Genomic DNA, 21,778 nt, shown 5'->3' on the forward strand with positions numbered 1-21,778 from the left:
GGCGTGCGCAGGCCTCCCTTTACCCGATTGTCAGAAAGCCGCTGCCATGCCGCGTTTTTCCCTGCCGCTCTTGACCACCCTGCTTGCCGCAGGCGTGCTCGCGGGCTGCTCCAGCACCACCGAAGACAAGACCGCGGGCTGGAGCCCCAACCGCATCTATTCCGAGGCGCGGGACGAGCTGAACAGCAACTCCTACGACAAGGCCGTTCCGCTGTTCGAGAAGCTCGAAGGCCGCGCCGCAGGCACCCCGCTCGCGCAGCAGGCCCAGCTGGAGAAGGCCTACGCCCAGTACAAGGGCGGCGAGAAGGCCCAGGCGATCGCCACGCTGGACCGATTCATGAAGCTGCACCCCGCGAGCCCGGCCTACGACTACGCGCTCTACCTGAAGGGCCTGGTCAACTTCAACGACAACCTCGGGCTGTTCTCGTGGCTGTCGCGCCAGGACCTCTCCGAGCGCGACCAGAAGGCCGCCAAGGATTCGTTCGAATCCTTCCGCGAGCTCACCACGCGCTTCCCCGACTCGCGCTACGCGCGTGACGCGCAGCAGCGCATGACGTACATCGTCAACTCCCTCGCGCAGTACGAGGTCCACGTGGCCCGCTACTACTACCAGCGGGGCGCCTACGTGGCGGCCATCAGCCGTGCGCAGATCGCCCTGGCCGACTACAAGGACGTGCCCGCGCTCGAGGAAGCGCTCTACATCCTCGTCAAGTCCTACGACGCGCTCGGCATGACCCAGCTGCGCGACGATGCCCAGCGCGTCATGGCCGCCTCCTACCCCCAGAGCGAATACATGCGCAACGGGTTCAAGGGGAAGGAGGAGCCGTGGTGGAAGGTCTGGTGACGGCCGCCAGGCCGCGCAGCGCCTCGCTCCACTCCGCCTCGTCCTGAATCCGGCGCATGGGCGGCAGCGCGGCCAGCAGCCGCTTGCCGTAGCCCATCGTCACCAGCCGGGCATCGGCGACCGCCAGCAGGCCCCGGTCCTGCTCGTTGCGGATCAGCCGCCCGGCGCCCTGCTTGAGCGCGATGGCCGCGTCGGGCAGCGCGAAATGCCGGAAGGCATTCTTCCCTTCCTGCTCCAGGCGCTGCGACCGCGCCTCGACCACCGGATCGCCCGGCGGCGGAAACGGCAGCTTGTCGATCACCACCAGCTGCAGCGCGTCGCCGGGCACGTCGAACCCCTCCCAGAACGAGGCGGACGCCACCAGCACGCAGCCGGGGCGGTCCCCGCCGGCATCGGCCTCGCGGAAGCGTTCCATAAGCCGGCGCTTGGGCCAGTCGCCCTGCACCAGCACCTCGATGCCGGAGCCGTCCGGGAAGCGCTCGCGCAGCACGTCGCCGATCGTGCGCAGGGCCTTCAGCGTGGTGGTCAGCACCAGCGTGCGGCCGCCCAGCACGCGCGCGGCATCGCCCGCCCAGCGCGCCACCGCGGCCCCGTGGCCCGGATCGGACGGCGGAGGCAACTGGCGCGGGACATAGAGCGCCGCCTGGGCCGCATAGTCGAAGGGGCTGGGCACCTGCAGCACCCGCGCGCCCTCCAGGCCGCAGGCCGACGTGAACCATTTCAGCGAGGCGTCGTCGCCCAGCGTGGCCGAGGTGAATACCCAGGCACGCGGACGCTCTGTCCCCGGGCCGGGCACCACGCCGGAGAGCGCCGCGGGGCCGGGCGCCCCCCAAGGATCGGGGTCGGCGCCCTCGTCGATCCAGGGCAGGTCATCCCGCGTGCCGGGGGTGCCGTCGATACCGGCATCGGCGGGCGGCTCCGCGGCCTGCTCCTGCGGAAACCACAGCCTGCGCAGCGGCTGCGCGATGTCCAGGGGCACCAGGCAGGCGCGTACCTGGTGCTGCCCCACCTCCACCCAGCGCACGGCGTCCGGCGGAGCCGGGTCCAGGAACAGGGCGAGCCGTTCCATCCCTTCCACACAGCGCTCGTGCAGCCGCACGAAATCGGGCGCGATCTCGCTGACCGTATCGAGCGCCGCCAGCGCCTCGCGCGCGGCGGCCGACAAGCGGCCGAGGGCATCGTCCCAGGCCGCGCGATCCACGCCGTCGGGCACCGGTCCGGCCCAGCGCAGCCGCGTGCCCGGCGCACGGGCTCCGGCGGCCACGCGCCAGTCGCGCGCGGCCCGCTCCAGCGCGGCAGCGGCGCCCTGCCAGTCCGCCAGGCCCCGCGCGAACTGCAGCCCCGCGGCCAGCACGTCCCGCGCCAGGTCCAGCCAGTGCGAGGAGCCCATCTGCGTGCCCATGAACTGCACGCCCGTCTCGTTGAGCTGATGGGCCTCGTCGAACACCACCACGCGCACGCTGGGCAGAAGTTCCGCCACGCCCGAGCCGCGGATGGCGCGGTCCGCGAAGAAAAGATGGTGGTTGATGACCACCACGTCGGCCGCCATCGCCTCGCGCCGGGCCTGGTACACATGGCATTCACGCAGGCGCGGGCAGGACGATCCGAGGCAATTGTCACGCGTGGACGTGAACAGCGGCGTGGCGGCCGATCGCTCGTCCCAGCCCGGCAGTTCGGCGAGATCGCCGGTGGCGGTCGCCTGCGCCCACACCTCCGCGCGGGCCAGCAACCGGGCGACGGCGGTGTCGGCCGCCGAAGGGTGCTGGCGCGCGATGCCCAGCCGGTGCAGGCACAGGTAGCTGCCGCGCCCCTTCAGCAGGGCCGTGCGCGCGGGCAATGCCAGCGCCTGCAGCAGCCGGGGGAGATCGCGGCCGTGCAGCTGGTCCTGCAGCGCCTTGGTGGCGGTGGAGATCAGCACGCGCTCCCCGCTGAGCAATGCGGGCACCAGGTAGGCGAAGGTCTTGCCGACGCCCGTGCCGGCCTCCACGACGAGCGCTCCGCCCCGGTCGATGGCTTCCGCGACGGCCGCGGCCATGGCGGCCTGCCCCGCCCGCGGCTGGAAGCGCGCCTGCGCGATCGCCAGCGGCCCGTCTTCCGCGAAAGCGGCCGACACTGCCTGCAGGAGCGTGCCGGGGTGTTCCGCGCCGGCGCTCAACCACGGCCCCGCAGGACGCCGCAGGCGCGAGACAGTTCACAGAAAACGCGGTGCATCCCTCGATAATAGGGCTCCCGGCCGCGTGCGGCCCGCCCCAGGCCTTTTCCCGCCCCTTCAGATACCGCCATGACGCCATGAACAAACCGTTTCGCCTCACTGCGTCGACCGGTATCCACAAAGGCGACCGCGACTACCAGCAGGACCAGGTGGCGCTGATCGCGCACCCCCGGTACAACGGCTGCGTGCTCGGCGTGGTGGCCGACGGCATGGGCGGGCGCAGCGGGGGGCGCAAGGCCTCCGACCAGGTCATGATGACCGCGCGCCAGCTCTTCGAGCGCTACGCGCCCGACAGCGACAATTCGGTCGCCATGCTCCGGCACATGGTGGAAGAAGCGCACATCGTGATCCGCCTGACCGCCATTTCCGCGGAACAGGAGCCCCACAGCACGGTGGCAGCCTTCCTCATCAACCCCCGCGGCGACTGCTACTGGGCGCATGCGGGCGACTCCCGCATCTACCACTTCCGTGGTTCGCAGCTCGTCCACCGCACCAGCGACCACTCCTACGTCCAGGCGCTGGTGGACCGGGGAGAGATCACCGAGGCCGAGGCCAACACCCATCCGCACTCGAACATCCTGGTGGGGTGCCTGGGCACCGAGAGCGACCCGCCCGTGGCCATCCACACCATCGCGCAGCTGGTGCCCGGAGACACGCTGATGGCCTGCAGCGACGGGGTGTGGCACTACTTCTCGCCCGCGGAACTCGGCTCCGTCGTGGACTCGCTCACCCCGCGCGAAGCGACCGAATTCCTCATCGATAAGGCGCGCAGCCGCGCACGCGGAGGCGGCGACAACCTGTCGCTCGCCATCGTGAAGATCGAGACGCTCGCCGACGCCGCCGCAGCGGTGGGCGCCCGGCCCCTGCCCGCCCAGCGCTGAGCTGGCCTGAGCGGATGCATGCGTCCCGCGACGCCACGCGTCCTCCCGGTCAGCGGGCCGGTGCGGAACCGGCCGGCGCCGGCAGGGGAGCGGGATCGACCGGCTCCGGCAAGGGGGCGGCCGGTTTGCGGCCCGAAGCCGCGGACTCGGCATTGGCGCGTTCGCGCTTTTCCCGGCGCTCCCGTGCAGCCTGCTGCTTGGCCTCGTAGCGGGCCCGTGCCTCCGCGGAGCGGGCCGGCTGCGTGGCGGCGCGCTCGGTCTCGCTGCTGCGGTGGGATTCCTCCCGGGCGCGCTGCTGCGCCGCGCGGATGCGCGCCTCCTCCTCGCGCCGCGCGCGGTCTTCGGCCTGGGTCTGGGAACGCGACTCGGAGCGCATGGGCGCCGGGCGCTCGCCGCGCTCGATCTTCTGCCGCTGCTCGGCCTGCTTCTGCTCGATGGACTGCATGCGCAGCGTGGCCTTCTCGCGCCGCTCGGCATTGTTCAGTTCCACCTCCCGCTTGCGCAGCACCCCGTCGGCGTCCCGCACCTGCGAACGCACGGTCTCCAGGCAGTCCTCCACGGAGAAACGCTGGTAGCAGACCGCCTCTTCCTTCTTCTTGCGCGCCTCGAGCGCGCGGCGCTCCTGCTGGATGCGCGTGCGCTCCGCAGTCCTGGCGGCCTGCGCCACCTCGAACGCGGACCTGGCCTGCTCCGCGTCGTCCTGGGCGGCGGCCGCCACCGCCGGGCCGGCGGCGGTCAGCAGCGCCCAGGACACCGCCAGTGCCAGGGTGCGAAAAACGGAAGACGGGGAAGAGTTGGGCATGCGGGAATCCTTTGCGGGCGACTTCAGGTCAGACCCGTGTCCACCACCCGTCGCTCGAGCGCCAGGAATTCCTTGGACTGCATTTCATTGAGGCGGGACACGGTGCGCGGAAACTCGTGCGCGAGCGGCCCCTCCGTGTAGAGCTGCTCGGGCGGCACGGCGGCCGACATGATGAGCTTGACGCGCCGGTCGTACAGCACGTCCACCAGCCAGGTGAAGCGCCGCGCCGGGGACGCCATGGCCACCGGCATGTAGGGCACGTTGGACAGCAGCACGGTATGGAACTGCGACGCGATCTCCAGGTAGTCGTTCTGCGAGCGCGGGCCACCGCACAGCACGTCGAAATCGAACCACACCACGCCGCCGGCCTTGCGGCGCGCCCGGATCTCGCGCGCCTCGATGTGCAGCACCGGATCCTCGTCGCGGCTTTCGGCGAGCTGGTCGAAGGCGGCCTCCATCTCGGCCTCGGCCTGCGGGCCCAGCGGGCAGTGGTAGAGCCGGACCTGTTCCAGCGTGCGGCGGCGGTAGTCGGTACCGTTATCCACGTTCACCACTTCCAGCCTCTCGTTGAGCAGGTCGATGGCCGGCAGGATGCGGTCGCGGTGCAGGCCGCCCGGGTACAGGTCGTCGGGCTTGAAGTTGGACGTGGTGACGAAACCCACGTCGTTGTGGAACAGCGCCGCCAGCAGGCGGTGCAGGATCATGGCGTCCGTGATGTCCGCCACGTGGAACTCGTCGAAGCAGATGAGCTTGTAGCGCTTGGCGATGCGCTCGCCGAGCACGTCCAGCGGGTTCACCGTGCCCTGCAGGCCCGCCAGTTCGCGGTGCACCTCGCGCATGAACTCATGGAAGTGCAGGCGCACCTTGCGACGGATGGGCACTGCGTTGAAGAAGCAGTCCATCAGGAAGCTCTTGCCGCGGCCCACGCCCCCGTACATGTACACGCCGCGCGGCACGTCGGGGCGGTGGATGAGCTTCTTGAGCGCATTGGAACGCTTCTCCTTGTACGCGGCCCAGTCGTCCGCGCAGCGCTGCAGCGCCTCGACGGCCCTCAGCTGTGCCGGGTCGCTGCGGAACCCCTTGGCGGCCAGCTCGGCCTCATACGCCTGCTTCACGTTCACGGACGTCTCTCCCACGCAATCGATCCACGCATCCACATGAAAAACAACGGCTGCCGGCACGCGGATGCGCGCACCGGCAGCCCGTGGAAGCGCGGCGCGCTCCCGATCGGCGCCGTCAGAAGTTGAGCGTGCGCTTGTCCACGGCCAGGGCCGCTTCCTTGGTCGCCTCGGACAGCGAGGGGTGCGCGTGGCAGATGCGCGCGATGTCCTCGGCGCTGGCCTTGAACTCCATGGCCACCACGGCCTCGGAGATCAGCTCGCTGGCCATCGGGCCCACGATGTGCACGCCCAGGATCTCGTCCGTGGTCGCGTCGGCCAGGAACTTGACCATGCCGGTCGTGTCGCCCAGCGCGCGGGCGCGGCCGTTCGCCAGAAAGGGGAAAGTGCCGGCCTTGTACTGCACGCCGTCGGCCTTGAGCTGCTGCTCGGTGCGGCCCACCCACGCGATCTCGGGGCTGGTGTAGATGACCCAGGGGATGGTGTTGAAGTTCACGTGGCCGTGCTGGCCCGCGATGCGTTCAGCCACCGCCACGCCCTCTTCCTCGGCCTTGTGCGCCAGCATCGGGCCGCGCACCACGTCGCCCACTGCCCACACGCCGGGCAGGTTGGTCTTGCAGTCGGCATCGACCACGATGGCGCCGCGCTCGTCGAGTTGCAGGCCCACGGCTTCCGGGTTCAGGCCGATGGTGTTGGGCACGCGGCCGATGGAGACGATGAGCTTGTCCACCGCCAGTTCGCGGGCCTCGCCCTTGGCATCGGTGTAGGCCACCGTGACACCTTCGCCGCCCGTCTTGATCTCGCCGATCTTCACGCCCAGCTCGACCTTCAGGCCCTGCTTGTCGAAGGCCTTCCTGGCTTCCTTGGCGATCTGTTCATCGACCGCGCCCAGGAAGGTGGGCAGGCCTTCGAGCACCGTCACGTCGGCACCCACGCGGCGCCACACGGAGCCCATTTCAAGGCCGATCACGCCGGCTCCGATCAGGCCCAGCTTCCTGGGCGTGGCGCCGATGCGCAGTGCGCCGTCATTGGAGAGTACCTTCTCTTCATCGAAGGGCACGCCGGGCAGCGCACGCGGGTTGGAACCCGTGGCCACGATGATCTGCTTGCCCACGAGGGTTTCCTGGGCGGCGCCGGCCACCTGGATCTCGTAGCCGCCCTCGGCTGCCTTCACGAAGGAGCCGCGGCCATGGAAGAAGCTGACCTTGTTCTTCTTGAACAGGTACAGGATGCCGTCGTTGTTCTGCTTCACGACGGCGTCCTTGCGGCCGATCATTTTGGCCACGTCGATCTTCACGTCGGTGGCCGTGATGCCGTGCTCGGCGAAATGCTTGTTGGCATGCTCGAAATGCTCCGAGGACTGCAGCAGCGCCTTGGAGGGGATACAACCCACGTTCGTGCAGGTGCCGCCCGGTGCGGGGCCGCCCTTCTCGTTCTTCCACTCGTCGATGCAGGCCACGTTGAAGCCCAGCTGGGCCGCGCGGATGGCCGCGATGTAGCCGCCGGGGCCGCCGCCGATGACGATCACGTCGAATTGTTTGCTCATGTCGTTCTCACTGTGTCAGTTGGAGAAAGACCCACCGCGCGGTTGGCCCGAGGCCAACCATGCATGTGGGTCCGTCAATGGATTCCGGTTTTCACCGCGCTATGCAACACCCCTGCCCGCGCCATGCGCACGGCCCAGGCCAGCGACCGCCGCGCAAGGGCCGCCCCGCAGCGCCGGCGGTGTCCCCCTTCCCGGATTGCGCAGCAAGCCGAGAGAAGGGGGAAGGCGCAAGGCGCCTCAGGGGGTTGGTCCATCAAATATCGAACAGCAGGCGGGCCGGATCTTCCAGCGCTTCCTTCATCGCCACCAGGCCCAGCACGGCTTCGCGGCCGTCGATGATGCGGTGGTCGTACGACATCGCCAGGTAGTTCATCGGGCGCACCACGATCTGGCCGTTCTCCACGACGGCGCGGTCCTTGGTGGCGTGCACGCCCAGGATGGCCGATTGCGGCGGGTTGATGATGGGGGTGGACAGCATCGAGCCGAAGGTGCCGCCGTTGGAGATCGAGAACGTGCCGCCGGTCATGTCTTCGATGCCGAGCTTGCCTTCCTGGGCCTTCTTGCCGAACTCGGCGATCTTCTTCTCGATGTCGGCGAAGCTCATCTGATCGGCATTGCGCAGGATCGGCACCACCAGGCCGCGGGGCGAGCCGACGGCGATGCCGATGTCGAAGTAGCCGTGGTAGACGATGTCGTTGCCGTCCACCGAGGCGTTCAGCACCGGGAACTTCTTGAGCGCGTGCACTGCCGCCTTCACGAAGAAGCTCATGAAGCCCAGCTTGGTGCCGTGCTCCTTGGTGAAGCTGTCCTGGAACTTCTTGCGCAGGTCCATCACCGGGGCCATGTTCACCTCGTTGAAGGTGGTCAGGATGGCGTTGGTGGACTGCGACTGCAGCAGGCGCTCGGCGATGCGGGCGCGCAGGCGGCTCATGGGCACGCGCTGCTCGGGGCGGTCGCCCAGGTTCGGCGCGGCGGGCGACGCCACCTGGGGCAGCGACTTGGCGGGCACGCCCGTGGGGATGGCGCTCGGTGCGGCTGCAGGCTTGGCGGCAGCGCCACCGGCCACGGCGGCCAGCACGTCGCCCTTGGTCACGCGGCCATCCTTGCCGGTGCCGGACACGGCCGAGACGGAGAGGTTGTTGTCGGCCAGCAGCTTGGCGGCGGCCGGCATGGCCACGTCGCCCTTCGAACCGCCCGCGGCGGGAGCCGCGTCGGCCGCGGCGGCGGCCACGGCAGGAGCCTGGGCAGCAGCGGTCGGTGCGGATTGCGCGGGCGCAGCAGCGCCGGCCCTGCCTTCGGTATCGATCCTGGCGATGACCTGGTCGGCCACCACGGTGGCGCCGTCGCCCTGCACGATCTCGGCCAGCACGCCCGCCGCCGGCGCGGGCACTTCGAGCACGACCTTGTCGGTCTCGATTTCGATCAGGATCTCATCGATGGCGACGGCCTCGCCGGCCTTCTTCTTCCAGGAGAGCATCGTGGCTTCGGCCACGGATTCGGACAGTTGGGGGACTTTGACTTCTACGATAGCCATGACGATTCTTTCGATTCTTTCAGAACGTGTTGTGTCGCTGTGGGATGCGGTTCGCGGGGTCGGAGTTCACGCGCTCACTTGGCGAGGACGAAGCCCTTGAGCTTGCCGAACGCGCCATCGACCAGCGCCTTCTGCTGTTCCTGGTGCAGGTGCGAGTAGCCCACGGCGGGCGATGCGGAGGCAGCGCGGCCGGAGTAGCCCAGCTTCTGCCCGTCGAGCATGTTCTCGTGGATGTAATGCTGCACGAAGAACCAGGCGCCCTGGTTCTGCGGCTCGTCCTGGCACCACACGATCTCGGTGGCGTGCGGGTACTTCTTGATCTCGGCGGCGAAGGCCTTGTGCGGGAACGGATAGAGCTGTTCCACGCGCAGGATCGCGACGTCGTCGGCGCCCTTTTCCTCGCGCTTCTTCACGAGGTCGTAGTACACCTTGCCCGAGCAGGCGATCACGCGCTTGACCTTGTCGGCCTTCTTGTCGATGGCTTCGTTCTGCTCCGGGATCACGGTCTGGAAGCTGCCCTTCGTGAACTCGGACAGCGGCGAGGTCGCGTCCTTGTTCCGCAGCAGCGACTTCGGCGTCATGATGACCAGCGGCTTGCGCAGGTGGCGCACCATCTGGCGGCGCAGCACGTGGAAGATCTGGCTGGCCGTGGTGGGCTGCACGATCTGCATGTTGGCGTCCGCAGCCAGCTGCATGAAGCGCTCCAGGCGGGCCGAGCTGTGCTCGGGGCCCTGGCCTTCGTAGCCGTGTGGCAGCATCAGCGTGATGCCGTTCACGCGGCCCCACTTCACTTCACCGGAAGCGATGAACTGGTCGATCACCACCTGCGCGCCGTTGGCGAAATCGCCGAACTGCGCTTCCCAGATCACCAGGGTGTTGGGGTCGTTGGAGGAGTATCCGTACTCGAAGCCCAGCACCGCCTCTTCGGACAGGATGGAGTCGATCACGACGAACGGGGCCTGGTTCTCGCTGGCGTTCTGCAGCGGCACGTAGGTGCCCTCGTTCCACTTCTCGCGGTTCTGGTCGTGGATCACGGCATGGCGGTGCGTGAACGTGCCGCGGCCGCAGTCCTCGCCCGACAGGCGCACCGGGAAGCCGCTGGCCACGAGCGACGCGAAGGCCATGTGCTCGCCCATGCCCCAGTCCACGTTGATCTCGCCGCGGCCCATGGCGGCGCGGTCGTCATAGACTTTCTTGACCAGCGGGTGCGGCGTGACGCCTTCCGGGATGGTCGTGATGCGCTCGGCCAGGCGCTTCCATTCGGTGAGCGGAATCGCGGTGTCGCCGGCGTCGGTCCATTTCTTGCCCAGGAACGGGCTCCAGTCCACGGCGTACTTGCTCTTGAAGTTGGTCAGCACCGGATCGACCGTGTGCTTGCCGGCATCCATGGCGGCGCGGTAGGCCTTGGACATGTCGTCGCCCAGCGTCTCGCCCAGGCCCTGCGTGGCCAGCTTGTCGGCGTAGAGGCGGCGCGTGCCGGGGTGCTGGCCGATCTTCTTGTACATCAGCGGCTGCGTGAGCGCCGGCGTGTCCTGCTCGTTGTGGCCCAGCTTGCGGTAGCAGATGATGTCCACCACCACGTCCTTCTTGAACTCCATGCGGAACTCGAGGGCCAGCTGGGTGGCCAGCACCACGGCTTCCGGATCGTCGCCGTTCACGTGCAGCACGGGCGACTCGATCATCTTGACCACGTCCGTGCAGTACAGCGTGGAGCGGCTGTCGCGCGGGTCGGAGGTGGTGAAACCGATCTGGTTGTTGATCACGATGTGCACCGTGCCGCCCGTGGAATAGCCACGGGTCTGGGCCAGCGCCAGCGTTTCCTGGATGACGCCCTGGCCGGCGAAGGCCGCGTCGCCGTGCACCAGCACCGGCAGCACCTGCTGGCCGTGCGGGTCGCCGCGGCGGTCCATGCGGGCGCGCACCGAGCCTTCCACCACGGGGTTCACGATTTCCAGGTGGGAGGGATTGAAGGCCAGCGACAGGTGGACCGGGCCGCCCGCGGTGGACACGTCGGAGCTGAAGCCCTGGTGGTACTTCACGTCGCCGGACGGCAGGTCTTCCGGAGCGGTGTGGTCGAACTCGGCGAACAGGTCCTTGGGCATCTTGCCCAGGGTGTTCACCAGCACGTTCAGGCGGCCGCGGTGGGCCATGCCGATCACGATCTCCTGCACGCCGCGCGAGCCGGCCGACTGGATCAACTCATCCATGGCGGCGATGAAGCTCTCGCCGCCTTCGAGTGAGAAGCGCTTCTGGCCGACGTACTTCGTGTGCAGGAAGCGCTCGAGGCCCTCGGCGGCGGTCAGGCGGTCGAGGATGTGCTTCTTCTTCTCGGCGTTGAAACTGGGCTTGCTGCGGATGGTCTCGAGCTTTTCCTGCCACCAGCGCTTCTGGTTCTGGTCGGAGGCGTACATGTACTCGACGCCGATCGTGCCGCAGTACGTTTCGCGCAGCGCGTTGATCAGCTCGCGCAGCGGCATCGATTCCTTGCCGAAGAACGTGTTGCTGGTGTTGAACACGGTCTCCTGGTCGGCATCGGTGAAGCCGTAGAAGGAGAGTTCCAGCTCGGGAATGGAGGGGCGCTCGGTGCGCTTCAGGGGATCGAGATCGGCCCAGCGCTGACCGACGTTGCGGTAGGCGGAGATGAGCTGCTGGACGGCGGTGCGCTTGCGGCCGAGTTCGGAATCGGCGCCGGTGGCCACCACGACCTGGGTGCCGCCCTGCTTGGCGCGCTCGGCGAAGGCATTGATGACGGGCTGGTGGGGGACGTCCTTGGCGTTGGAGCCATCCACGGCGGGCACGTGCTGCAGCGCGTCGAAGTACTCGCGCCACGTGTCGGGCACGCTGCCCGGGTTGACGAGATAGCTCTCGTACATCTCTTCGACATAGGGCGCATTGCCGCCGAAGAGGTAGGTGTTGCCCTGGTAGGCTTGATAGACGGACGTCGTCTCGCTCATTTCCGCTGACCTCCGCTTCCCTGCGGGAAGCATTAGCTGGTTGGTGAAACCTTCCGCGACACGGCTGAACCGGTTGGCGGATGCGACTGTGGCTCGGGGAAGGGCCTTAAATCTTGCGCCCACGATTGTGCCACCGATCGCAGGACGGCGCCTACACGGCGGTGTCCCACAGGGCGCAGCGGCCGTCTCGCGTACATTTGCGCGAACTTCCGCCACCGCCCTGCCATGAAGACCACCCTGCTGCAGAACCGCACGTTCATCGCCCTGCTGATCGCCGTCAGCCTGGCCTTCCTGGCCATCCTCTGGCCGTTCCACGGTGCGGTTTTCTGGGGAATCATCCTCGCGATCCTCTTCGCGCCCCTGCACCGCCGCCTGCTGCAACGCATGCCCCGGCGGGCCAACCTCGCAGCGCTCTGCACCCTGTCGCTGTGCCTGCTGATCGTCATCCTGCCGATGACGCTGATCACCGTCTCCCTGGTCCAGGAGGCCAGCCTGGTGTACGAGCGCATCCGCTCCGGGCAACTGGATTTCACCGCCTACTTCCACCAGGTGATGCAGGCCATGCCCTCCTGGGCCATGCAGATCCTCGACCGGCTCAACCTGACCACGGCGTCCGAGCTGCAGGCGCGGCTGTCGTCCGTCACCGTGCAGGCCACGCAATTCGTCGGCAGCAAGGCGATCGACTTCGGCCAGAACACCCTGCAGTTCGTAGTGAGCTTCGGCATCATGCTGTACCTGCTGTTCTTCCTGCTGCGCGACGGCCCGGCCCTGGCGGCGCGTATCCGCGAGGCCACGCCCCTGGACGAAGGCCACAAGCGCCAGCTGGCCACCAAGTTCACCACCGTGATCCGCGCCACCGTCAAGGGCAACATCGCGGTGGCCGCCGCGCAGGGCGCCCTGGGCGGGCTCGCCTTCTGGTTCCTGGGCATCCAGGCCCCCGTGCTCTGGGGCGTGCTCATGGCCTTCCTGTCCCTGCTGCCCGCCGTGGGTGCCGGGCTCATCTGGGCACCGGTGGCGATCTACCTGCTGGCCACCGGCGCCGTCTGGCAGGGCGCGGGCCTGGCGGCCTTCGGCATCGGCGTCATCGGCCTGGTGGACAACGTGCTGCGCCCGGTCCTGGTCGGCAAGGACACCAAGATGCCCGACTACATCGTGCTGATCTCCACGCTGGGCGGGATGTCGCTGTTCGGGCTCACGGGCTTCGTGATCGGGCCGGTCATCGCGGCGCTGTTCATCGCCACCTGGGACCTGTTTGCGCCGCACACCCACGGGCGGTGACAATACGGGGGAGCCCGCCGCGCCGCGGCAGCCCTTCCCCCTGCCGTTTCCGCGCGGACCCGTGCCGCCCGCTGCACATGTCCTTGCGCCTGCCTCCGCACTACCGAATGCTCCTGCTGGCCGTCGCGCTGTCGGTCGGCATCGGGGCGCTCTTCGCGCGGGCCATCCTGACCATCCGCGACGATGAATGGAACTACGCGCGCGACGCCAACGCGGCACTCGCGCGCACGCTCGAGCAGAACATCGGGCGCACGCTCGACAGTTTCGACCACTCGCTGGCGGGCGTGGTGGAGGTCCTGGCCCGGCCGGATCTTCCCAGCCTGCCGCCCGACGTACAGCACGCCATGCTGTTCGACCACTCGCTGCGCACACGGGGCCTGGGCTCTGTGGCAGTCATCGACCCCGGGGGCAACGTGGTGGTATCGGCCGGCGTTACGCCTGCCAAGAGCATTCCCAATCTGGCCGACCGGGACTACTTCCAGTTCCACATGCGCGAGAAGGACCGGGGCGTGTACATCGGTCGGCCGATCCAGGGACGGGTGACGGGCGAGTACAGCCTGGCCATGAGCCGCGCCTACTTCAACCAGGACGGCAGCTTCGGCGGGGTGGTCGTCGGCACCATCCGGATCAACTACTTCAACGAGCTGTTCGCATCGCTCGGTCTGGGGCCCCAGAGCCTGGCGGAGATCGTCCGCACGGACGGCACCTCGATCTCGCGATTCCCCGGGAAGGCTCCCGGCATCGGCCAGCCTATGACCGCCCACCACCTGAAGCACCTCGTGCAGGGCCGCGAAGGGCACTTCACCGAGCTGCAGGGCGATGCGCAGGACGGCATTTCCAGGCTCTACGCCTTCCGGCACGTGGGCGACTACCCGCTCGTGGTGTCCGTGGCGCAGTCGGTGGACAGCATCCTCTCGAAGTGGCAGCGCAACGCGGTGATCCTGGGATGCTTCGCCGCCCTGCTCATGGCGGCGTGCCTGGGCCTCGCCCTGCTGTTCGCGCGCGAGCTGATGCGCCGGCAGAACGTGGCCGCCCAGCTGCAGCGCGCGCAGCACGACATGCGCACCATCCTCGACAACCTGCCCTCGCTGGTGGCCTACTGGGACCGCAACCTGCGCAACCGCTTCGCCAACCAGGCCTATCTCGACTGGCTCGGCATGACGCAGGAGGAAATCCAGGGCCGGCCCATCGAGGAACTGCTGACCGCCGAGGCCTGCGAGGTGGCGCGGCCGTACCTGCGGCGTGCGCTGCAAGGCCGCAGGCAGGTGTACGAGCGGTCGGTGCCGATATCGTCGGGCGAAATACGGCACATGATGGTGTCCTGCGTTCCGGACATGGAAGGAACGCAGGCCCAGGGCATCTTCGTGCAGATCGACGACCTCACGGAGCGCAAGCGCATGGAAGACCTGCTCTTCGAGGAAAAGGAACTGGTCCGCCTCACGCTGCAGTCCATCGGCGACGCCGTCCTCTGCACGGATGCCTCAGGACACGTGACCTACATCAACCCGGTGGCCGAGAAGATGACGGGCTGGCAGGCCTTCCACGCTGCCGGCCGGGACATCGACGAGGTCGCCCCCCTCTACGCCGCCAACGGCGTGCATGCGGAGCAGCCGGCCCGCAGCGCGCTGTCCGGCGCGCAAGCCGTGCCGGCGGGTCGCGGCCTCGTGCTGTACTGCCGCGACGGCCGCCGCATCGAGGTGGAAAACAGCGTCAGCCCGATCACCGACCGGCACGGGCAGATCACCGGCACCGTGATGGTGCTGCGTGACGTGACCGAGGCCATGGCGCTGGCGCGCCGCATGGCCCATCTGGCCCAGCACGACATGCTGACGGACCTGCCCAACCGCGTGCTGCTGCAGGACCGCGCCCAGCAGGCCATCGCCCAGGCGCGCCGAGACGGGCACGGTCTCGCCCTGATGTATATCGACCTCGACGGCTTCAAGCAGGTGAACGACACGCTGGGCCACGACGCCGGCGACCTACTGCTGGTCCAGGTGGCCCGGCGCTTCACCCGCTGCGTGCGCCGCTCGGACACCGTCTGCCGCCAGGGCGGCGACGAGTTCATCGTGCTGCTGCCCATCGTGGAGCATCCCGAGCAGGCCTGCCACGTCTCGCGCAAGATCATGGCTGCGTGCGAGGCCCCCTTCGACCTGCAGGGCGAATCGCGGCGGATCGGCCTGAGCGGCGGCATCGCGCTGTTCCCCCAGCACGGCGCCACGTTCGAGGAACTGGCCCGCAGCGCCGACGTGGCGCTCTATACCGCCAAGCGGGCCGGCAGGCAGCACTTCCGGGTGTACGCGGGCCCCGAGCAGGAACCCGAGGCGGTACCGCACGAAGCGTCCGCACCCGGGCCGGCGGCACCTTTAGGCACGCAGCCGCCGCGCTGAACGCCGGGCCGGCACGCGCGCGGGCACAGGACCGCATCAGCGCCACATCGGCACGGACGGCACGGCGGCTCAGGCGGTGCCGCCGCCCTCCCTGGCCGCCGCGACGAGGCGCCGCGTGTAGGGGTGGCGCGGCGCGTCCAGCACCTGGGCCATCCGACCCGACTCGACCACATCGCCATCCTTCATAACGAGCACGTCATGCGCCATAGCGCGGATCACGGCCACGTCGTGGGTGATCAGCAGGTAGCTCAATCCGCGCTCCTTCTGCAGGCGCTGCAGCAGCACCAGCACCTGCTGCTGGATGGTCACGTCCAGCGCGCTCGTGGGCTCGTCGAGCACCAGCAGGCGCGGCTCCAGGATCAGCGCCCGCGCGATCGCGATCCGCTGGCGCTGGCCGCCGGAAAATTCATGCGGATAGCGCCCCAGCAGCCCCGGGAACTGCGCATGCGTCAGCCCCACGTCCGCGAGCGCCGCTTCCACGCGGGCCCGCCGCCCTGCCCCGCTGTCCTGCGGAGCATGCACCTGCAGGCCTTCCCCGACGATCTCTTCCACCGTGAGCCGGGGCGACAGCGACGAGAACGGATCCTGGAACACGACCTGCACGCTGCGGCGCAGCGCCTGGTTGGCCGCGCTGTTGCGCTGCACCGGCAGCTCCCATGCCCGGCCGACGATCTGCAGGTCGCCGCTGAACGGCAGCAGGCCGAGCAGTGCCTGCGCGAGGGTGGACTTGCCCGACCCCGACTCGCCGACCACGCCCAGCGTGCGACCGGGATGCACCACCAGGTCGGCACCTTTCACCGCCGCGAATTCGCCACGCCGGAACCAGCCCCGCAGGCCGGGCAGCGGGGTGGCGTAGGCCACGCGCAGGCCCCTGGCACTCGCGGCCGGCGGCTCCCCCCGGGCGACGTCCGTCCCCATGTCCTCGACCAAATCCTCGATGACATCGCGCCGCGGCACGCTGCCCAGCAGGCGCCGTGTGTAGGCATGGGCGGGCGCGGCGAACACCTCCGCCACCGTGCCCTGCTCCACGAGCACGCCGCGCTCCATCACGGCCACCCGGTCCGCGAAGCGCCGCACCAGGTTCAGGTCGTGGGTAATGAGCAGCACCGCCATGCCGGTCTGGCGCTGCAGGTCCGAGAGCAACTCCAGGATCTGGCCGCGCAGCGTCACGTCGAGCGCGGTGGTGGGCTCGTCGGCCAGCAGCAGGCGCGGCCGGCTGGCGAGGGCCATGGCGATCATCGCGCGCTGGCGCTGCCCTCCGGAAAGCTGGTGCGGGTAGGCGCGCGCGCGCCGCGCCGGCTCCGGCACGCCCGTCGAGGCCAGCAGCTCCACCGCCTGGGCGGCGCTCTGGGCCCGCGACAACCCCTGCTTGAGCTGCAGCACCTCGGCGATCTGCCGGCCCACCGGCATCAGCGGGTTCAACGCCGTCATCGGCTCCTGGAACACCATCGCGATGTCGCCGCCGCGCAGGCCGCGTATCTCGCGCTCCGGCAGCGCCAGCAGATCCTGCGCGGGCGCGCCGCCGCGCCCCTGCAGCAGTACGCGACCCGACATCTCCGCGTCCGCGACCAGGCGCAGCAGCGACAGCGCCGTGATGGTCTTGCCCGAACCCGATTCGCCCACCAGCGCGAGCTTCTCGCCCGCCCCGATGTCGAAGCCCACGCCATGCACGACCTCCTTGCCGCCGAAGGCTACGCGCAGGTCCTGCACTCGCAGCAGCGGCGGGGCGGAGGGCGAAGAGGAAGGTGCGGTGCTCATGGTTGAATGGTTTTCTGCGGTCAGGCTTGTCCCGCTGCGTACCGGCATGGCGCGGCATCGGCCAGCAACCGCCGCGCAAGGGCCGCCCCGCCGCGCTGGCGGTGCCCCCTCTCCCGGCGCAGCCGAGAGAAGGGGAACGGCGCGCTGCGACTCGGGGGGATGTTCACTGCTTCCTCGGATCGAGCGCGTCGCGCAGCGCATCGCCCATGAAGGTCAGCAGCAGCAGCGTGCTCACCAGTACGGCGAAGGTGAAGATGGAGATCCACCAGGCATCGATGTTGTTCTTGCCCTGGTTCAGCAGTTCGCCGAGCGACGGCGTGCCGGGCGGCACGCCCAGGCCGAGGAAGTCCAGCGAGGTGAGCGACAGGATGGCCGCGCTCATCCGGAACGGCAGGAAGGTGACGACCGGCGTCATGCTGTTGGGCAGGATGTGCCGCCAGATGATCTGCCGATCGGGCACGCCCAGGGAGCGCGCGGCCTTCACGTAGTCCAGTTGCCGGTTGCGCAAAAACTCCGCGCGCACATAGTCCGACAACCCCATCCAGCCGAACAGGCTGAGCAGGATCAGCAGCAGCGCCAGGCTCGGGGAGAACAGCGCGCTGAAGATGATCAGCAGGTACAGCTCGGGCATCGAGCCCCAGATCTCGATGAAGCGCTGGAAGGCCAGGTCCGTCCGGCCCCCGAAGAACCCCTGGATCGCGCCCGTCGCCAGCCCCAGCACCACCCCGGTGACGGTGAGCGCCAGCCCGAACAGCACGCTCACGCGAAAGCCGTAGAGCAGCTGGGCGAGCATGTCGCGCCCCCGGTCGTCCGTGCCCAGCCAGTTGTCGGCGGTCGGCGCGGACGGATTGGGCGACTTCGCGAAATAGTTCAGCGTGTTGGGCCCGTACCGGTTGATCGTGTAGAGCGCCCAGTTGCCGCCCGCACTCAGGCGCTCCTGGATGAACGGGTCCAGATAGTCGGTCGGCGTGTCGAAGTCTCCGCCGAAGGTCGTCTCGGGATAGGTCTTGAACAGCGGGAAATACGTCTGGCCCTCGTAGTGCACGATGAGCGGCCTGTCGTTGCTCACCAGTTCCGCCCCCAGGCTGATGGCCACCAGCACGCAGAAGGCCACCAGGCTCCAGAACCCCAGCCGGTTGCGCTTGAAGCGCATCCATGCGCGGCGGGAGGGCGAAACGGACATCGGCGCGGCCAGGGGCGCCGCAGTGGACGGCATGGCTGCCGGAGCGGAAAGGTCGGGGGATGGAGTACTCATGCGCTCAGTCGAACTTCACGCGGGGGTCGACCCACACATAGCAAAGATCGCTGACGAGCTTGGTGACCAGCCCGATCAGCGTGAACAGGTAGAGCGTGCCCAGCACCACGGGGTAGTCGCGCCGGATCACGCTCTCGTAGCTCAGCAGGCCCAGGCCGTCGAGCGAGAACAGCGTCTCGATCAGCAGCGAACCCGTGAAGAACGCGCCGATGAACGCCGCGGGAAAGCCCGTGATGATGGGAATCAGCGCATTGCGGAAAACATGCTTCCAGAGCACCTGCCGCGGGGGCAGGCCCTTGGCCCGCGCCGTCAGCACGTACTGCTTGCGGATCTCCTCCAGGAAGGCGTTCTTGGTCAGCATCGCCGTCACGGCGAAGCTGCCCGCGACCGTCGCCGTCACCGGCAGCGTGATGTGCCAGAGGTAGTCCACGATGCGCGCGCCCCAGTCCATCTGCTCCCAGTTGGACGACACCAGCCCGCGCAACGGGAACCACTGCAGCTGGCCGCCGAAGACCACCAGCAGCGCCACCCCCAGCACGAAGCCCGGAATGGCATAGCCCAGCAGGATGAGCAGTGTGGTCACCAGGTCGAAGCGCGAGCCCGCGCGCACCGCCTTGGCCACGCCCAGCGGCACCGCCACCAGGTAGCTGATGAAGAAGGTCCACAGCCCCAGGCTGATGGAGACCGGCAGCTTTTCCTTCACCAGCGCCCATACCTCCTTGTTCTGGAAGAAGCTGCGCCCCAGGTCGAAGCGGGCGAATTGCCCCAGCATCTGGAAGAACCGTTCGTGCGCGGGCATGTCGAAGCCATACAGCGCCTTGATCTGCTCCAGCCGCTTCGGGTCCACGCCCTGGTCGCCGCGGTAGCGCATGCCGCCGGACTCCAGCCCGCCCGCGCCGCCCTTGCCGGCCGCAGTGCGGGCTTCGGCCAGATACTGCTCCACAGGACCGCCGGGCACGAACTGGATGACCACGAAGGTGAGCAGCAGCACGCCCAGCAGCGTGGGCAGCATGAGCAGCAGGCGTTTGGCGATGTAGGCGAACATGGTGGCGCGCGGTGTAATCCAAAGCTTCAGTGATCGACGGCGCTGCGCGGCATCCACGCACTATGAAACCGCCGCGGCATGCCCCTCCCGATGGCCGCGGAGCAGGCCACGCCAGCAGGCGCCGTGGAACTGGCTTTGCCAGGCCACCGGCGGCGTCCCCCTGCCCGCCGTGCGCAGCACGGCGAGAAAGGGGCTGAGGGCCGCTGCTCCGAGCCTGCCTGCGCAGGCTTGGACGTGCCCGAAGGGCTGCCGCCTCTGGCGGCTGCATGGATGGCGCGCAGCGCCTCAGGGGGGTGATCTCTCACTTGCTCCACCAGGAAAACATCGCCCACTCCTCGGCTTTCGCATAGGACGGCATGGGCGCGTGGTAGGCCAGGCGCTGCTGGTTGTAGACGATACGGTGCGCCGACAGATGCCACTGCGGGATGAGGTAGTGGCTGTGCATGATGACGCGGTCCAGCGCGCGGCAGGCGGGCAGCAGTTCGGCCTTGGATTTCGCCCGCGTCAGCGCGGTCGCCAGCGCATCGACCGCCTGGCTCTTCACGCCCGCATGGTTGCTGCTGCCTTCCGCGTCGGCGCGCTGGCTGCCGAAAAGCTCCAGCATGTCCTGCCCCGGGTTGTAGGTGCCTGGATAGGCCAGGGTGATCATGTCGAAATCGAACTTGTCCAGCCGCTGCAGGTACAGCGCGAAGTCCACCGAGGTGAAGCGCAGGGTGATGCCCAGCTTCTCAAGGTTGCGCATCCAGGGCGTCACCGTGCGCGCGCCGACCTCCTTGCTGTCGAGGTAATCGATCACCATGGGCTCGCCGCTAGCGTTGCGCAGCGCGCCGTCGCGGTAGGTCCATCCGGCGTCGGCCAGCAACTGGCGGGCGCGGCGCAGGTTGTCGCGCAGGGAATGCCCGTCCCCCTCGGTGACCGGAGGCGTGACCATGGGCCCGAACACGCTGTCCGGCACCTTGCCACGCCACCGCTCCAGCAGCGCCAGTTCCTCCGGGCCCGGCGTGCCGGTGGCCTGGCAATCGGTGTTGCCGAACAGGTCCACCACGCGCGGGTAGCCGCCATAGAACATCTGCCGGTTCATCCAGTCGTAATCGAGCGCCAGCCCCAGCGCTTCGCGCACCCGCAGATCCTTGAGCATCGGCCGCCGCGTGTTGAGCACGTAGCTCTGGAAACCCGCCGGTAGCTGGTGCTTGAGCTCCGTCTTCACCAGTACGCCCTGCCGGAACAGCTTGCCATCGATGCGGCGTGCCCAGTCGCCGGCCGAATACACGGTCATGAAATCGAACTCGCCGGCCTTCACGGCCTCCAGCCGCGCGGTGTTGTCCTTGTAGATCTTCACCGTGATGCGGTCGAAGTTGTAGGCGCCCCGGTTCACGTTCAGGTCGCGGCCCCAGTACTGCGGATCGCGCACGTAGGTGATGTCGCGGCCGAACGCCACCGGGCCGATGCGGTAAGGGCCGCTGCCGATGGGGATGTCGGTCACGATCTCGTCGAACCGTTTCGCCTTGCCGTCCGCCTGGCGCCCCCAGGCGCGGCTGAAGATCGGCAGGCTGCCCACGGTGAGCGGCAGTTCGCGGTTGGGGTGCTTGAAGCGGAAGCGCACCGTGCGCCGGTCAATAACGTCGGCCCCCGCCACCTCCTGCAGCAGCGTCGCGTAGCTCGGCGACGCATGGGGTCCGATCAGGGTCTCGTAGGTGTACTTCACGTCGGCGGCCTCGACCGGGCTGCCGTCGTGGAAGCGCGCCTCGGCCCGCAGGCGGAAGGTCGCGCTGAGCCGGTCCTCCGGCACCTGCACGTCCTCGGCCAGCAACCCGTAGCCCGAGGCCGTCTCGTCCATGGAACCCGCGAGCAGGCTCTCGAACAGCAGGTCGGACAGGTAGGCCGGCGGCGACCCCTTCATCGTGAACGGGTTGTACTTGTCGAACGTGGAATAGCGCAGGTTGCTCACCATGCGCAACTCGCCGCCCTTCGGCGCCTCGGGATTGACGTAGTCGAAATGGGCGAAACCCGCCGGGTACTTGAGGTCGTCCCACAGCGCATACCCGTGCGCGGCCCAGGCCGGCGCCGCGCACAGCCAGCTTCCCCAGAGCAGACAGATCATCCAGAACCGCATGCGACAATTCTGCACTACGGTGGCGGGCCGTCCACGCCTGCCAGGGGATTT

14 protein-coding genes are annotated in these 21,778 nt (G+C 68.7%); 4 read left to right on the top strand and 10 right to left on the bottom strand.

Annotated features, from left to right (window positions below; all coding sequences use genetic code 11):
• Window positions 1-46 precede the first annotated feature (46 nt).
• Complete coding sequence (locus BLR05_RS20830) at window positions 47-844, top strand: outer membrane protein assembly factor BamD (protein WP_092838351.1); 798 nt, start codon at window positions 47-49, stop codon at window positions 842-844.
• On the opposite strand, the gene BLR05_RS20835 is transcribed toward BLR05_RS20830, so the two are convergent.
• On the bottom strand, window positions 807-2,999 hold the full coding sequence (locus tag BLR05_RS20835; protein ID WP_092838354.1) for an ATP-dependent DNA helicase: 2,193 nt from the start codon (window positions 2,997-2,999) through the stop codon (window positions 807-809). The two genes, BLR05_RS20830 and BLR05_RS20835, sit on opposite strands and share 38 nt — an antisense overlap.
• Window positions 3,000-3,133: 134 nt before the next feature.
• On the opposite strand from BLR05_RS20835, the gene BLR05_RS20840 reads away from it, so the two are divergent.
• Window positions 3,134-3,937, top strand: coding sequence for a PP2C family protein-serine/threonine phosphatase (locus tag BLR05_RS20840; protein ID WP_092838357.1), 804 nt, complete (start codon window positions 3,134-3,136; stop codon window positions 3,935-3,937).
• A 49-nt stretch (window positions 3,938-3,986) separates the two neighbouring features.
• Here the strand turns inward: BLR05_RS20840 and BLR05_RS20845 are convergent, their stop codons facing one another.
• From BLR05_RS20845 to BLR05_RS20865, 5 genes are all read right to left on the bottom strand, one after another.
• Window positions 3,987-4,739 carry a hypothetical protein gene (locus tag BLR05_RS20845; RefSeq protein ID WP_092838360.1) on the bottom strand — a complete coding sequence of 251 codons (753 nt, stop codon included), beginning with the start codon at window positions 4,737-4,739 and terminating at the stop codon, window positions 3,987-3,989.
• 23 nt (window positions 4,740-4,762) lie between these two features.
• Complete coding sequence (gene zapE / locus BLR05_RS20850) at window positions 4,763-5,860, bottom strand: cell division protein ZapE (RefSeq protein ID WP_092838408.1); 1,098 nt, start codon at window positions 5,858-5,860, stop codon at window positions 4,763-4,765.
• Between the two features lie 115 nt (window positions 5,861-5,975).
• Window positions 5,976-7,403, bottom strand: coding sequence for a dihydrolipoyl dehydrogenase (lpdA, locus tag BLR05_RS20855; RefSeq protein ID WP_092838363.1), 1,428 nt, complete (start codon window positions 7,401-7,403; stop codon window positions 5,976-5,978).
• A gap of 253 nt (window positions 7,404-7,656) precedes the next feature.
• Entirely contained in the window at window positions 7,657-8,937 is a 1,281-nt protein-coding gene (odhB, locus tag BLR05_RS20860; protein ID WP_092838366.1) for a 2-oxoglutarate dehydrogenase complex dihydrolipoyllysine-residue succinyltransferase, read from the bottom strand.
• A gap of 74 nt (window positions 8,938-9,011) precedes the next feature.
• Window positions 9,012-11,891, bottom strand: coding sequence for a 2-oxoglutarate dehydrogenase E1 component (locus BLR05_RS20865; RefSeq protein ID WP_092838369.1), 2,880 nt, complete (start codon window positions 11,889-11,891; stop codon window positions 9,012-9,014).
• 225 nt (window positions 11,892-12,116) lie between these two features.
• Between BLR05_RS20865 and BLR05_RS20870 the strand changes: the two genes are divergently transcribed.
• A complete protein-coding gene (locus tag BLR05_RS20870) occupies window positions 12,117-13,169 on the top strand; it encodes an AI-2E family transporter (RefSeq protein WP_092838371.1) in 1,053 nt (350 codons plus the stop codon).
• Window positions 13,170-13,246: 77 nt separating this feature from the next.
• Entirely contained in the window at window positions 13,247-15,556 is a 2,310-nt protein-coding gene (locus BLR05_RS20875) for a diguanylate cyclase domain-containing protein (RefSeq protein ID WP_092838374.1), read from the top strand.
• Between the two features lie 69 nt (window positions 15,557-15,625).
• Here the strand turns inward: BLR05_RS20875 and BLR05_RS20880 are convergent, their stop codons facing one another.
• From BLR05_RS20880 to BLR05_RS20895, 4 genes are all read right to left on the bottom strand, one after another.
• Window positions 15,626-17,314, bottom strand: coding sequence for an ABC transporter ATP-binding protein (locus BLR05_RS20880; protein WP_092838377.1), 1,689 nt, complete (start codon window positions 17,312-17,314; stop codon window positions 15,626-15,628).
• Between the two features lie 163 nt (window positions 17,315-17,477).
• Window positions 17,478-18,569, bottom strand: coding sequence for an ABC transporter permease (locus BLR05_RS20885; RefSeq protein WP_092838379.1), 1,092 nt, complete (start codon window positions 18,567-18,569; stop codon window positions 17,478-17,480).
• A gap of 4 nt (window positions 18,570-18,573) precedes the next feature.
• Window positions 18,574-19,614: an ABC transporter permease subunit gene (locus BLR05_RS20890; protein WP_092838382.1), complete on the bottom strand. Its 1,041-nt coding sequence runs from the start codon at window positions 19,612-19,614 to the stop codon at window positions 18,574-18,576.
• Between the two features lie 301 nt (window positions 19,615-19,915).
• Window positions 19,916-21,727: an extracellular solute-binding protein gene (locus tag BLR05_RS20895; RefSeq protein WP_092838385.1), complete on the bottom strand. Its 1,812-nt coding sequence runs from the start codon at window positions 21,725-21,727 to the stop codon at window positions 19,916-19,918.
• Between the last annotated feature and the right edge of the window lie 51 nt (window positions 21,728-21,778).

It is taken from the genome of Paracidovorax cattleyae (assembly GCF_900104515.1).
GTDB classification, from domain to species: domain Bacteria; phylum Pseudomonadota; class Gammaproteobacteria; order Burkholderiales; family Burkholderiaceae_C; genus Paracidovorax; species Paracidovorax cattleyae.